The organism is Marivirga atlantica, assembly GCF_016734805.1.
Taxonomy (GTDB): Bacteria; Bacteroidota; Bacteroidia; order Cytophagales; family Cyclobacteriaceae; genus Marivirga; species Marivirga atlantica.
In genome coordinates, this window is record NZ_JAERQG010000001.1 from 396,931 (window position 1) to 411,081 (window position 14,151).

Consider the following 14,151-nt stretch of genomic DNA (forward strand, 5'->3'; position numbering starts at 1 on the left):
TATTCTTTTTATGAAGGTATTGAAGTTTGGTGGTACCTCTGTAGGCACACCAGAAGGCATGAATCAAATTCGGCAGATTATTACTGCTGATAGTCAAAAAAAAGTTGTTGTACTTTCTGCTTTAAGTGGTGTTACCAATAGCTTGGTGGAAATTGGTGAACACTTAAGAAGGAAGGATATTGAAGCAGCTAAAAAAGTGGTTGAAAAATTAGACCATAAATACCGCGGTTTTATCGAAGAGCTTTATTCAGCCGATAATTTCAAGAAAAAAGCTATTGAAGCACTTGAAAAAAGTGAGCAGTTCATCAATTCTTGCCTATCAGAACCCTTTACTAATAGAAGAGACAAAGAATTACTTGCACAAGGTGAGTTAATGTCTACCAAGCTATTTAACCTTCACCTGCAAGAGCATGAGCTGAAAAGTGCTCTTATAAGCGCATTGGATTTTGTGAGAACAGACTTACAATCCGAGCCAGATGAAGCATACATCAACAAAGAGCTATCAGATGTTTTAGTGAAGTTGCCTGCAGAAACTAAATTGATCATCACCCAGGGATATATTTGTAGAAATGCTGAAGGGCATATTGATAACCTACAAAGAGGCGGAAGCGACTATACAGCATCATTAATAGGAGCTGCTCTTTTTGCGGATGAAATCCAAATATGGACTGACATTGATGGCATGCACAATAATGACCCAAGAGTTGTTAAAAACACCTTTAGCATTCCTGAGCTTTCATTCGAAGAAGCTGCTGAGTTGGCCTACTTTGGTGCTAAAATTTTGCATCCGTCATGCATAAGACCTGCACAAAGAAAGAGTATTCCTGTTAGGTTGAAAAACACAATGAAGCCTGATGCACCTGGTACTTTAATTGACAGCACTAATAAAACGAAAGAAGGCATTACAGCTATTGCTGCTAAGGATTCAATTATAGCGATTAAGGTTAAGTCATTGCGCATGTTGATGGCTTATGGCTTTTTAAGAAGAGTTTTTGAAATATTCGAGAAGTATAAAACACCCATAGATGTAATCACCACTTCTGAGGTGGCTATTTCTGTCACCATTGACAACCCTTATTATTTGGACAGTATTTTAAGCGAACTACGCCCTTTCGGTGAGGTAGAGGTTGATGCTGAGCAAAGTATTATTTGTATAGTAGGCAATCTGGTGGCTGAAAAACCAGGACTGGTTGGGAAAATATTTGCCGCTTTAGGTGATATTCCGGTGAGGATGATTTCTTACGGTGGTAGCCGACACAACATATCAATAGTTGTTGACACTAAGTTCAAACAAGAAGCCTTGAAGAAGTTGAATGATGGGGTGTTTTAAGCGCCTAGCCAGTTTTTAAAATCAGTTGCTTTTTCTGTACTGATAGTAATTTTTTCCTGATGTTCTACAATAGGTTCGATTAAGAGTTTGCCTTTGTGCCATTTGTGCACAGCCTTTATAGCCTTAAACTGAATAAGTGTTTGTCGGTTTGCTCTGTAAAAAGTATTCGGATCCAACTGATCACTGAGTTCATCTAAAGTAAAGTCAACTATATAGCTCTTTTCCTGAAGTGTTTTAAGGTAAACCAAACCATTATGAGTATAAAAGAAGGCCACATTATCTACTTCCACGGAAATAAGTTTTTCGCCTAGCTTAATAAGAAATCTTGATTTGTACTTTTTATCATCAAGCTTGATGTGACTAATAAGCTCATTTAAATTAATTCCTGAATTATTCGACTGATGAATTTGTCGGTACTTTAGTAAGCTCGCTTCCAGATCTTCTTTTTTGATGGGCTTCAATAAATAGTCAATGCTATTAACTTTAAAAGCCCGAAGCATATATTCATCAAATGCTGTAGTGAAAATTACCGGCTTGGTAATATTTATCTTATCAAAAATTTCAAAGCTGATGCCATCACTTAATTGAATATCCATAAAGATTAAATCGGGCGCCTGATGGTTCTTGAGCCAGTTGATAGAATCCTCCACGCTGTCTATAACCTCTACAATTTCATGATCAGGATTAATTTCAGTAAGGAGCTTTTGCAACCTTCGGAAAGCTGGAGCTTCATCTTCGATGATTAGTAACTTCATTAATTTATGCTTCTATAAGTTCTTCTGATTCTTTCCAAACCTTTATCAGTGGTACAGCAACCATAAAATTATTAGCAGTGTTAATAATGTCAATTTTATAGTTACCCAAATAAGCATATCGCTTTTTAATATTATCCAAGCCTGTTTTGGTAGATTTCTCAATCACCTTTTTCTTCTGAAGGTTGTTTTTAACCACAATAGATTTACCATTTTCAACATAAATGTTAATGTACAGAGGGTTCATCTTAGAAACTACATTATGCTTAATGGCATTTTCTACTAAAATTTGAATGGTCAGTGGAGCTATATGGCAGTTTTCTAATTCATCTGCAACTTTAAAGTCAACACTCAAGTTTTCAGGGTAACGAATTTGCAACAGATATACATAGTTTCTCACAAACTCCAGTTCATCACCTAATTTTACAATTTCCCTTTCTTTATTCTGAAGAATATAGCGGTAAACCTCTGAGAGTTTTTCTGTAAACTGAACTGCTACAGTCGCATCTTCTGCAATCAATGTAGTTAGAGTATTTAAACTATTAAAAAGAAAATGCGGACTCATCTGGTTTTGTAAAACCTCAAACTGTGTGCGCACCTGTTGATTTTTTAAAGCTTCATTTTGTTGAATACTTATTTTCCACTTCTCAAAGAAATAGACATTTTCATATAATGAGCCAACGATAAATGATGCTATCACATTAATGTTAGTGTACTCAAAAAACACGGCAGGGTCTGAGAATTCATTGAGGGTATGAATATTCATGGCCCAACACATGACCGGGCTGAAAAATATTAAAAGCACCATAATAGACATTATCGTATAAATAAGCCTTTTTGCTGTACTGGATAGTTCAGGGTATTTGGTTCTGAAATGTTTGATAATGAGGTAGCAGCCGTTCCAAAAAATAGCCGTAAACAGTAAACTGTACCCAAACTCTATAAGCCACGGATCATTATCTTCAGGCTTGGCTAAAGTGATCACTAAAGCCAATAATGGTATTCCGATCCACCGAACGTATATTTCCTTTATTCCAATTTTTTTTAGCCACAACTGCATAGAACAAAATACGCAATTATCCTTATAAGTCAGAATGCTTACTGCGGTATAGCCGTAAAAACAATGACTGAAGCAGAAAATATTACAGTTGAAGTTAGATAGGGACTTTTACAGGACCACAAATACGTTTCATCACAGTAAAAAGCATGTTCAGGTTCTTGTTGAAGTGTTCCAGTATGATTTTGATTCCCTTGTGGGGAGGGCTCATCTAATTTAGCCTCAAACAAAATCAATCTGTCATGAAAAAATTAATCTTTTTAAGTACTCTATTATTGGTTATGACAAATGCATTCGGGCAAAGTCAAACCGTAAAAGGTAGAGTAGCTGATGCCGTTTCCGAATCTCCAATAATAGGAGCGGCCGTAGTACTGGTAGGTTCAAACCCTTTAAAGGGAGCTGTTACAGATGTTAATGGAAACTTTACTATTAGTGAAGTTCCTGTTGGCAGACAAACTTTTGCAGTTCAGTTTATAGGCTATAAAACCATTAGTATACCCAACACCTTGGTTACTGCCGGCAAAGAGGTAGTACTCAATATTATGCTGGAAGAGTCTGTTGAGCAAATGAAGCAGGTAGTGGTTACAGCCAAAGCTGACAAAGACCTCCCGCTTAATGATTTGGCAAAAGTAAGCGCCAGAACTTTCAGCCTTGAAGAGGTTACTCGTTTTTCTGGAGGTAGAAATGATGTTGCCCGATTGGCAACCTCCTTTGCAGGTGTAAGTGCACCAGATGATTCCAGAAACGATATTGTAGTGAGAGGTAATTCACCAGTTGGTTTACTATGGCGAATTGAAGGTATACCTATTGCTACTACTAATCACTTTTCTACGCTTGGAACAACGGGCGGACCGGTAAATGCGCTAAACACTAATTTACTGCGTACCTCAGATTTTCTAACAGGAGCTTTCCCAGCAGAATATGGAAATGCTAACGCTGCAGTATTTGATGTTAATTTTAGAAATGGTAATGCAGATAAGTACGAGTTTACCGGACAAATGAGTGCCTACAGCGGATTAGAGTTTTTAGCCGAAGGACCAATCAGCAAAAAGAACAATAGCTCATTTGTGGCATCTTACCGCTATGGTATTGCCAGTCTGGCAGCAACTGGAACAAATGGAACACCGTACTATCAGGATTTCTCTTTCAAAGTAAATTTAGGAGAAAGCAAGCTTGGTAAGTTTGAACTTTTTGGCCTTGGCGGCTTAAGTAACATAGACTTCTTTGGAGAAGAAACGGATGAAACCGACTTGTTCGCAGAAACAGATCAAAACGCATATGTGGATAATCAACTAGGCATTAGCGGGCTTTCTCACACCTTGCGATTAAGTAAGTCTGCCTATATAAAAAGTACATTAGCCGCTTCCACTAACTATAGCGCATACCTTCAGGATAACTTCATTCTTAATAACAATGACGAGGTGAGTGATACTTACAGAGCTGTTAACGTGAGCAATAGAGAAAATAGAGTCTCTTTTACATCAAACCTCAACAAAAAATACAATGCGCAATGGAGCTTAAGGCTTGGCCTGTTAAGTGAACATTTTATTGTTGATTTCAATGTGGAAGACAGAGATAACAACCCTGATATACCTGATGAGAATAATGATGGTATTCCTGACTATTTTATTTCGGCAACTGACATAAACGACACCTATCAAATTCATCAATTATACGGGCAAACCGAATATAAATTAACTGATGATTTCAGTGTTACTGCAGGCTTACATAGTCAGTATCATTCCTACACCGAAGCATTTGCTTTAGAGCCAAGAGCAGCGGCCAGCTGGCAATCCAACAATGTAAGCAGATGGAGTTTGGCATACGGATTACACGCTCAGGCTGTGCCTTCTCCCATTCTTTTTTATGAAGAAAGGCTTTCTGATGGTAGCTACGAGAGAACCAATAGTGATTTGGGATTTATGAAAAGTCATCACTTTGTACTTGGCTATGACAGAACTTTGGGAAGCAACTGGCGCCTGAAAGCTGAGGCTTATTATCAAAGCTTGTTTGACATTCCTGTTGAAGGCACGGCCTCAAGCTATTCAGTTTTAAATGAAGGCGCTGGTTTCGTTTTTGAAAACAAAGGGTCATTAGTAAATGAAGGTACTGGCACTAATTATGGTTTGGAACTAACACTTGAGAAATTCTTCAGCAAAGGATACTACTTACTACTAACAAATTCATTGTTTGAATCAACCTATAAGGGTAGCGATGGCATTGAAAGAAATACTGCTTTTAACAACAACTATGTTGGCAATATGCTTTTCGGAAAAGAATGGAAGTTCGGAGACGATAGTAGGCATGCACTTACTTTTGATACCAAGTTCACTACATCGGGTGGAAAATGGTTTACCCCTATAGATTTGGAAGCGACACGTGCTAATGGTGGTAATGAAGTTTTAATGAATGAAAGAGCTTTCTCACAACAATATGATGATTACTTAAGGCTAGATGTAAAATTTGGGGTTAGACTCAATAGTAAAAAGCGAAATGTTTCTCATCAGTTCTTCGTGGACTTACAAAATGTGACCAATCGAAAGAATGAGTTTGTAAGAAGATACAGTGAAAATGCTGATGAAATCAATAGTGTTTACCAAATAGGTTTCTTCCCTGATGTATTATATCGAATTCAATTCTAATGCTTTAAAAAATGATAGAAGTATTTACAACAAGTTTAAGAGAAAGCATGAATATTACAATGCTTGAAAGTTGGCTAATGATACTGTTTCCAAATCTGGAATTCAACTCGGACTTAGCAGACCAGGAACATGTCTTAAGAGTTCATTCCTCAAATGAGCCGATCAATAATGATGAGATAATGGCTTTCACGAAAAGTCTGGGATATGATATTCAAATACTAGAATAGCTAGGGTAGTTTTGATTTGTTTGAATGATGGCCCGGCATTAGTCGGGCTTTTTTTCTGAACAACAACGGCTCTACTAAAAGAATAACACAACATTCTTGCTGCTGATTTAAACCAATTTTTATCTTTGTGGAAAAAGAAAACACATGACCATCGGGATATTATCTGCTGAAAGCAAACTAGCTAACAAACTCATTAACACCTTGGCCACTCAAGATGCCCTTGAAATAATTGCAATTACTGATGAGGTTAAGGATGACGCCAAAAAACTTGAAGCGGCTTTCACGGATATCGATACACTAGCTTTCATCCCCGATTATGACCAACTGGATGCAAAGTTAGTGCAACACATGGCTGTAATAGATGCCGCTAAAAAAGCAGGTGTTAAAAAAGTGGTTTATGTGAGCATGATTGGTGAAGAGAATAAAACAGCTATTGCTCCTGTTGTGGCTATTCATAGAAAAACCGAGGAACTACTGGCTCAATCAGGTTTAGCTTATGTTATTTTAAGAAGTGGTTTATACATAGGGGCAGAATTAGATTACATTCCTGAATATAGGAAAATAGCCAAGATTGAAAACTGTGCCGGAACGGGTCTATGCAGCTATACCAGCAGAACAGAAGTAGCAGAAGCGCTATTACACACCATTACCAAAAGCGATTTTGATGGGCAAACACTCAATGTGGCTGGTGAAGGTATCACTCAAACGCAGTTAGCTGATTTTATCAATGATGTTTATGGGCTCGATTTGGCTTTTGAGAATATTAGTGTTGAAAAATATTCTCATTTAAGAGCAGAGGCACTAGGCGAAAAATTTGGCAGACTGTTGGCCGGCATTCATGAAAGCATCAAAGTAGGTGATTTTAATGTCACTTCGGATTTCGAGAAGATTACAGGACACCCTCACAAAAACGTACTTCAGTTGATTACAGAGTATAAGTATGAAAATAGTGAGCACTAAAAATAAGTGCTCACTAAATAGAATAGTTTAATTTTTAATCATTAATCGGTGAACCATTGGCTCAGCATTAGTACTGCTGATATGAATAAAGTAAGTTCCTGTTGTAACCGAGTTTATTGGTAAGGCTAATGGTTGACGTAAATCATTCGAATCTCCTTTTGCCAAGGTAGTAATTAAGTTACCTGCCCCATCATACAAACTAACAGAGTAAACTGTTTCTTTATTTAGTAAAGAAGTATCAATATATATGTATTCACTTGCCGGGTTCGGATATATATCAATTCCTCCAATTGAGCTTCTTTGCGTTGCTAAGCATTCTTCTTCTACCTGCTCAGTTATTACACATTGAGCAGCTTTATAAGCAACTAGTGGCGACCAGCAATTAATATTGCATGAACCATCAGAAGTAAAGCTGATACTAAACTGAAATTGATCTCCTGCCTCCTTGAAGTTAGGTATATCATCAATTTTGATTCCTGTTAATCCAGTTGTAGGATCATTTTTCACATACTCCATTTTCCAACCTTCGGAATTAGAATAGTTTGTTAAAGTCACACATTCAGGTAGCTGCAATGTCAAGTGACTAAGGTCAAAACTGCATACTTCATAAATGTCAACTGCGAAATTATAATTGTAAATTTCATCGTCTACAGAAGCCTCAGTTATGATGGTAGTAAAGCAGTCTGTGCATTCTTTATCTTCATCAGAACCACCATTATTTCCGTCATCTTCCTCATCATCAGCGTCTCCGTCTTCTGAATCGCTATCGCCATCATCTTCATCATTGTCATCTTCGCTATCATCTCCATCTTCACTATCACTATCGCCATCATCGTCTCCTGAGTCGTCACCCGATCCATCATCGTCTGAGTTATCGTCACTATCATCTCCTCCGTTATCGTCAGAGTCATCCGAGTCATCATCACTGTCACTATCATCGGAATCATCATCACTCGAATCATCATTATTTGGAACGCAAGCCTGCGTTTGATAGCTGCAGCTACTAGTACAGCCGTTAGCATTGGTAATGATTAAAGTAAAAGTAGCCATACTGCTATCTGAACCTGCTGTAAAGTAAATTCCTTCACCATTAGTCGCAGATGTTATTGTCCAGGTTGTATCCTGCGAGCTCACTGTCCACTCATAGCTTACAACATCACCCGTATAGGTAGTGTAAAGAAAATTGTTGGTTGAATTACAATCAAATGTAGCTGAGTCGGCTACGATGCTACAGGAAATTTGCTCAGGCTCTTCAATGGTTAAATTATAAGTTTGCTCAGCGGAACATCCATTGGCATCAGTTACTAGGACAGTATAAGTTTCCTCCTCCAGGTTATCAATTAACTGGGTAGAGTCTCCAGTATTCCAAAAATAAGTATATGGTGAAGTTCCTCCATTTGCAGTTGCTGAAAGTGAATAGTTGATGCTATCACCGCAACCTGTTGAGCTTTCCTGAATATTAACTGAAAAGCTTTCTTGCTCGTCTATAACAAAAGTTCGACTAGCCGTACATCCGCTGGCATCAGTAATATCTAGCGTATAAGTACCTGCTGATAAGCTATCTATATTTTGCGTTGTGTCACCAGTATTCCAAACATAACTGATAGGTTCTTGTGCATAATAGATTCTTGTTGTAATACTACCAAGATTATTACAAACTACTGGGTCGGTGCTTCCAACTATGTAGGGGCTTCTTTGTCTCACATAAGTACTAGCACTTGCTGTACATCCGCTTGCATCAGTAACAGTTACTGAATAAGTGCCCTCAGGTATATTTTGAAGGTTTTGGGTAGTATCTCCTGTATTCCAACTATATGTAAATGGTGCTGTGCCTCCATCAACGTAAAGCCTTACCTCTGCTATTGAATCATTATTACAATTGGTATAAGAACCGTAAGCTCTGGCGCTTAAGGTGTTATTTGCACTTAACGTATAGGTCTCGGAAACATAACAACCGGCACTATCTGTAACGGTAACCTCATATTGACCCGAAGAAAGATCCGTAATTTCACTTGCTGTAGATCCGTTTGACCAAAGGTACGAGTAAGGAGCAGAATCTCCGGCAACACTCACAGATATACTTCCACCATTACCAGAACAACCTGGTTGGCTAATTTCTTCAACTATGTTTAGGTTTAATGTATTACTTAATGTGAAACTTTTAGAGGCTGTACATCCATTAGCATCCATCACAGAAAGAATATAAGTTCCTTCATTTAGATCCGCTATTGCATTTGTACTATCGCCTGTGTTCCAGCTGTATTCATAAGGAGCAACACCACCTGTCACATCTGCATTAATCGCACCATTTGAAGAGATGTTGCAATAAGGGTTTACAACGGTTTCACTAATATTTATAGCTTCTGGAGCGGTAATCTCTACCGTTCCTTCAATTTCCTGACTATCTGCTGAAATAACATGATAGGTGTAAATACCTTTACTCAATTGTGTAATTATAGAATCTGATTCACCGTTTGACCAGGTGATATTGTAAGGTGTTTCTCCTCCAGAAATACTTAAATAAGCTTCCCCATCTTGATCATTAGCACAGGATAATTCTCTTCCTTGAGCAGTTACTTCAAGTGGCTTTATACAGTTGGCATCTATGGTGTCTCTAAATACACATGTACCAGCTTTATAGGCAATAGCAGGGCTAATACAAGTAACATCACCACAACCGGAAGGACAAAAAGTAAAGTTTACTGTAAACGATTCTAATGAACTTTCATCACCAAACTCTTGAATTTCATCAACCTTTAAACCGCCTAAGCCTGTTGTTGGATCAACTGTATTAAGTGACATAGGCCAGTTCTCAGAATTAGAAGCATTCGAAACTATACCGCAACCTAAATCTAGTGAGTAATGACTTAGCGCTGGTGAGCATACTCCTTTAAAACTTACTTCTATCTCATATTCAATGCATCCCCCCTCTAACTCTGTCAAGCTTATGATCTCGCTTGTGAAGCAGTTATCATCGCAGCTTGGGGGAGTTGATGTTGAAGCAAAACTTTTCGAAGTCAGAAAAATTAACGCTGCGATAACAAGTATGTAATAGATTAAAGATCTCCAATTAACTGAAATGTGCTGCATGTCCCCTTTTAAGTTTGGTGAACAACAAACATACTGAAGCCTTTACTCATCTTTAAATCAGACGTGTTTATCGAGCGTAATGCTTTGTTAGTAGATCATTAAATTAATCAGATTGTAACCGCTTGTTGGTATGTTCTTACATGGATTTCCTAAATAATACGTTTTTAACAAAACCTATTTTGTCGGTTAGCAGTGTTATTTCAATGATTAAGCCCCGAAATCTTTCGACAAAACTTACTTCTGGTGGTTTTGTACTGCATATTAAACACAATAACCTCTCAGTTGACGCTGAAACCGCTGAACACCTTAAATGCACAGTTATCGCAATTTCTTTTGAAATGCTGTTTTAAACGCTGATATTAAATAGTTATAGCGATAATAAAGTACATAATTAGTAACTGTCCTTTTATCGCTCTTGTTACTTGTTATTAATACCCCTTAACAAGAATTGAAGAATGCATAACCTAAAACCCATAATATAGAATGAATAGATTTTATCGTTTTTTTAATAAGCTTCTTGCGATAAGCTTCTTCGTAGCATTTCAAACCGCCTCTGCTCAGCAGGTCGACATCGATAAATTAAAAGGAATTGATGTCCGCAGCATTGGCCCAGCTGGAATGAGCGGCAGAATTACCGCTATTGATGTTGTTACAGATCAGCCTGATATAATTTATGCTGGCTCGGCTTCAGGCGGTGTATGGAAGTCAAAGAGTGGTGGCATCGATTGGAAACCTATTTTTGATGACCAACAAAGTATGTCCGTGGGTGCTATTGCTATCCAGCAAAATAATCCTGACGTTGTTTGGGTAGGCACCGGTGAAGGTAATCCCAGAAATAGTCTAAACGGAGGCTATGGTATTTATAAATCATTAGATGCCGGCAAAACCTGGCAATTGATGGGGCTTGAAAAAACGAGAAACATCTACAGAATAAAGATTGACCCTCAAAACCCGAATACTGTGTATGTAGCGGCCATTGGCTCTCCGTGGGGTGAGCATCCGGAAAGGGGTGTTTTCAAAACTACAGATGGTGGTAAAAGCTGGAAAAAAATATTGTATGTAGATGAGAAAACCGGAGCCGCTGAAATGGTGATGGATCCATCTAACCCGAACAAGCTAATCGTTTCTATGTGGGAACACAGAAGGTATCCGTACTTTTTTAAATCTGGCGGAGAAGGTTCTGGCCTTTACATGACTGTAGATGGCGGAGAAAACTGGAAAGAACTTAATAAAGAAGAAGATAGCGGACTGCCAAAAGGTGAGTTGGGTAGAATAGGTCTTGCTATTGCCCCAAGCGATCCGGATAGGGTGTATGCTTTAATAGAATCAAAAGATAATGCATTATACCGATCTGATGATGGTGGCTATAAGTGGAAAAAAATGAATTCTGATGGTCAGGAAATTGGCAACCGACCATTTTACTACTCTGAGCTCTATGTTGATCCGGTAAATGAAAACAGGCTTTATACTATTTTCACCTATGTAAATGTAAGTGAAGATGGCGGTAAATCATTTAGTGAACTGATGCCTGCCTATGGCACCAGTGTAGGTGTACACCCCGATCATCATGCCTGGTACATTCACCCAAATGATCCAAGCTTTATGATTGATGGAAATGATGGCGGCTTGAATATTTCACATGATAGAGGTAAAACATGGCGATTCGTTGAAAACCTTCCGGTGGCGCAGTATTATCATATAAATGTAGATAATGAATATCCTTATAATGTATACGGTGGTATGCAAGATAACGGAAGCTGGGGCGGCCCAGCCTACGTTTGGAAATCACAAGGAATCAGAAATTCTTACTGGCAGGAGTTAGCCTTCGGTGATGGCTTTGATGTTATTCCTGACCCAGATAATTCACGTTTCGGTTTTGCACAATCTCAGCAAGGCTTTGTAGTGAGGTATGATAAGGAAACAGGACATCAGCGCATTGTGCGTCCAACACATCCTGACCCTGATATGCGCTTACGATTTAACTGGAATGCCGCTATAGCAATCGATCCATTTGATAATAGCACTTATTATTTCGGTAGCCAGTTTTTGCATAAAAGTACAGATAAGGGAAGCACGTGGGAAATCATCTCTCCTGACTTAACAACCAACAATCCTGAAAAGCAAAAGCAGGAAGAAAGTGGCGGTTTAACGATCGATGCCACAGGTGCTGAAAATAATACTACAATTGTTTCCATTGCTCCTTCTCCTTTAGAAAAGGATGTAATTTGGGTAGGTTCCGATGATGGCTTGATTCACATCACAAAAGATGGCGGTCAAAACTGGACTAAAGTAAGCAGCAATATTAAAGGCTTCCCTGCTGAGTCATGGGTGGCGCAAATAACTGCATCCAGTCATAACAGAGGTGAAGCTTTTGCTATAGTGAATAACTACAGAAACTTTGACTTCAAACCTTATTTATTCCACACTACCGATTATGGTAAAAGCTGGGAAAATATAGTATCTCCTGATCAGGTATGGACTTATACTTTATCATTTGTTCAGGATCCTGTGGAGCCAAATCTTATGTTTTTAGGCTCTGATGGTGGCCTGTACTTTAGTATAGATGGAGGCAAAAACTGGACACAGTGGACCAATGACTATCCTAAAGTATCGACAAGAGATTTAGTCATTCATCCGCGTGAGCATGATTTAGTGATAGGTACTTTTGGCAGAGCCGCTTATGTAATGGATGATATCAGACCATTAAGGGTATTAGCAAAGGAAGGCAAGCAAATACTGGATAAACCTTTGAAGCTGTTCACACCACCTACTGCTTATCAGGTAATTAATCAGGAACCTACAGGTACTCGTTTTGGTGCCAATGCCATGTTTAATGGAGAAAACAGAAGCGATAATGCCATGATCTCATATTTGGTGAACCTTCCTGAGAAAAAAGAAAAAGATGAAGAAGAAAAGGACAAGGAAGAGGATGAGCCCGAAGATAAAGAAGAAAAAATCAGCTATGACTCCCTTACTTTCCAGGTTTACAATAGAGATGAACTCATAAGAACCATCAAGCAAAAAGCTCCTGAGAAAAGTGGATTGCACAGAATGTATTGGCGCATGGATGAAGCTGGAGTTCGCGGACCAAGCAGAAGAAAAATAAAAGATGACGCACCTGAAGTAGGTGGCGTAAGCGTATTGCCGGGAACTTACAAAATCAAAATTACTTTTGGCGAGCATATGGATTCTAGCATGATTGATGTGAAGTATGACCCAAGAGTGGAAATAGATAGAGGTGTTTTAGAGGATCAATATAAATTTCAAAAGCAATTAGAAAAAGAGAGAGCTTTAGCCGCTGCAGCCACACAACGCATAGTGGAAGCCAAAGAAATTGTTGATTTCTACACCAAGCAGATGAAAGAAAAAGACAAGGAGCAGTTTAAGGAAGAAATCAAAAATAGCAAAGCCATGAAAGACTCGCTTGAAGCCCTAATTGTTCCTTTTGTTGGGGAAGATAACAGCAAAAAGCAAGGTATTATCCGATCACCAAAGCCAGATATTGGTGACAGAATCGGAAATGCATCTTATTATGCTGGCTCGTCCTTAGAAGCTCCCGGTAAAACGGAAGAAAGACTTCAAAAGCAGGCAAGCGAGGCGTTAGCTGCTCAAATTGCTGAAGTCAATAAATTCTTTGATAACGAATGGAAGTCCTATCGCGAAAAAATGGAGCAGCTGGATTTATCACCTTTTAAGGATTACGAAAAGCTAGGTGAGTAAGATAATTGAAAAACTAATCATAGTATGACTTGAAGTCATGCTATGATTAAATTTTTATCAGGCATATTGAAATTAGAGTTAGAAACTTTCAAGTAGTGTATAAAATAGATCGATGCCTATAAAGATTTATGTTAAGAATTCCGCTAAGGAATTAGATTGGTTATGTAATGATATTTGGGACTTAGCTACACAACTTGATGTATTAGAAAGGTGGCTTACAAATAAAGGACAACGTCTCTCTCATGATGAATACGTAGCTGATATTGGTTTTAATAGCAGAAGTCTTAGTTCTGGCGGTGGAGGCGTACTCAGTACAAACTCTATGAGCATCATGAGTAAAATAGGTATGTGCATTTATTTTTCAGAGTATTAA

At 38.3% G+C, this 14,151-nt stretch carries 9 protein-coding genes; 6 read left to right on the plus strand and 3 right to left on the minus strand.

Features of this window, described 5'->3' with window-relative positions:
• Positions 1-10: 10 nt before the first annotated feature.
• Entirely contained in the window at positions 11-1,330 is a 1,320-nt protein-coding gene (locus tag JKP34_RS01850; protein WP_201917117.1) for an aspartate kinase, read from the plus strand.
• Here the strand turns inward: JKP34_RS01850 and JKP34_RS01855 are convergent.
• Both JKP34_RS01855 and JKP34_RS01860 read right to left on the minus strand, forming a co-directional pair.
• Positions 1,327-2,085: a LytR/AlgR family response regulator transcription factor gene (locus JKP34_RS01855; protein ID WP_201917119.1), complete on the minus strand. Its 759-nt coding sequence runs from the start codon at positions 2,083-2,085 to the stop codon at positions 1,327-1,329. The two genes, JKP34_RS01850 and JKP34_RS01855, sit on opposite strands and share 4 nt — an antisense overlap.
• A 4-nt stretch (positions 2,086-2,089) precedes the next feature.
• Positions 2,090-3,142 carry a sensor histidine kinase gene (locus JKP34_RS01860; RefSeq protein WP_201917121.1) on the minus strand — a complete coding sequence of 351 codons (1,053 nt, stop codon included), beginning with the start codon at positions 3,140-3,142 and terminating at the stop codon, positions 2,090-2,092.
• A 239-nt stretch (positions 3,143-3,381) separates the two neighbouring features.
• Here JKP34_RS01860 and JKP34_RS01865 point away from each other — a divergent pair, with 239 nt between their 5' ends.
• From JKP34_RS01865 to JKP34_RS01875, 3 genes are all read left to right on the plus strand, one after another.
• Complete coding sequence (locus JKP34_RS01865; RefSeq protein WP_201917123.1) at positions 3,382-5,781, plus strand: TonB-dependent receptor; 2,400 nt, start codon at positions 3,382-3,384, stop codon at positions 5,779-5,781.
• Positions 5,782-5,792: 11 nt separating this feature from the next.
• Complete coding sequence (locus JKP34_RS01870; RefSeq protein ID WP_201917125.1) at positions 5,793-6,008, plus strand: hypothetical protein; 216 nt, start codon at positions 5,793-5,795, stop codon at positions 6,006-6,008.
• A 144-nt stretch (positions 6,009-6,152) separates the two neighbouring features.
• On the plus strand, positions 6,153-6,968 hold the full coding sequence (locus tag JKP34_RS01875) for an NAD(P)H-binding protein (RefSeq protein ID WP_201917127.1): 816 nt from the start codon (positions 6,153-6,155) through the stop codon (positions 6,966-6,968).
• A gap of 27 nt (positions 6,969-6,995) precedes the next feature.
• On the opposite strand, the gene JKP34_RS01880 is transcribed toward JKP34_RS01875, so the two are convergent.
• The gene (locus tag JKP34_RS01880; protein ID WP_201917129.1) at positions 6,996-9,911 is read right to left on the minus strand and encodes a T9SS type A sorting domain-containing protein; all 2,916 of its coding nucleotides are present in this window, start codon (positions 9,909-9,911) and stop codon (positions 6,996-6,998) included.
• A gap of 630 nt (positions 9,912-10,541) precedes the next feature.
• Here JKP34_RS01880 and JKP34_RS01885 point away from each other — a divergent pair.
• Both JKP34_RS01885 and JKP34_RS01890 read left to right on the plus strand, forming a co-directional pair.
• The gene (locus tag JKP34_RS01885) at positions 10,542-13,778 is read left to right on the plus strand and encodes a VPS10 domain-containing protein (protein ID WP_201917131.1); all 3,237 of its coding nucleotides are present in this window, start codon (positions 10,542-10,544) and stop codon (positions 13,776-13,778) included.
• A 112-nt stretch (positions 13,779-13,890) separates the two neighbouring features.
• Positions 13,891-14,151 carry a hypothetical protein gene (locus JKP34_RS01890; RefSeq protein WP_201917133.1) on the plus strand — a complete coding sequence of 87 codons (261 nt, stop codon included), beginning with the start codon at positions 13,891-13,893 and terminating at the stop codon, positions 14,149-14,151.

Bases quoted from the DNA above. Each gene is read 5' to 3' on its own strand.
- JKP34_RS01865 (WP_201917123.1), top strand. From the start codon at position 3,382: ATGAAAAAATTAATCTTTTTAAGTACTCTATTATTGGTTATGACAAAT.
- JKP34_RS01870 (WP_201917125.1), top strand. From the start codon at position 5,793: ATGATAGAAGTATTTACAACAAGTTTAAGAGAAAGCATGAATATTACA.
- JKP34_RS01855 (WP_201917119.1), bottom strand. From the start codon at position 2,085: ATGAAGTTACTAATCATCGAAGATGAAGCTCCAGCTTTCCGAAGGTTG.
- JKP34_RS01875 (WP_201917127.1), top strand. From the start codon at position 6,153: ATGACCATCGGGATATTATCTGCTGAAAGCAAACTAGCTAACAAACTC.
- JKP34_RS01860 (WP_201917121.1), bottom strand. From the start codon at position 3,142: ATGCAGTTGTGGCTAAAAAAAATTGGAATAAAGGAAATATACGTTCGG.
- JKP34_RS01885 (WP_201917131.1), top strand. From the start codon at position 10,542: ATGAATAGATTTTATCGTTTTTTTAATAAGCTTCTTGCGATAAGCTTC.
- JKP34_RS01890 (WP_201917133.1), top strand. From the start codon at position 13,891: ATGCCTATAAAGATTTATGTTAAGAATTCCGCTAAGGAATTAGATTGG.
- JKP34_RS01850 (WP_201917117.1), top strand. From the start codon at position 11: ATGAAGGTATTGAAGTTTGGTGGTACCTCTGTAGGCACACCAGAAGGC.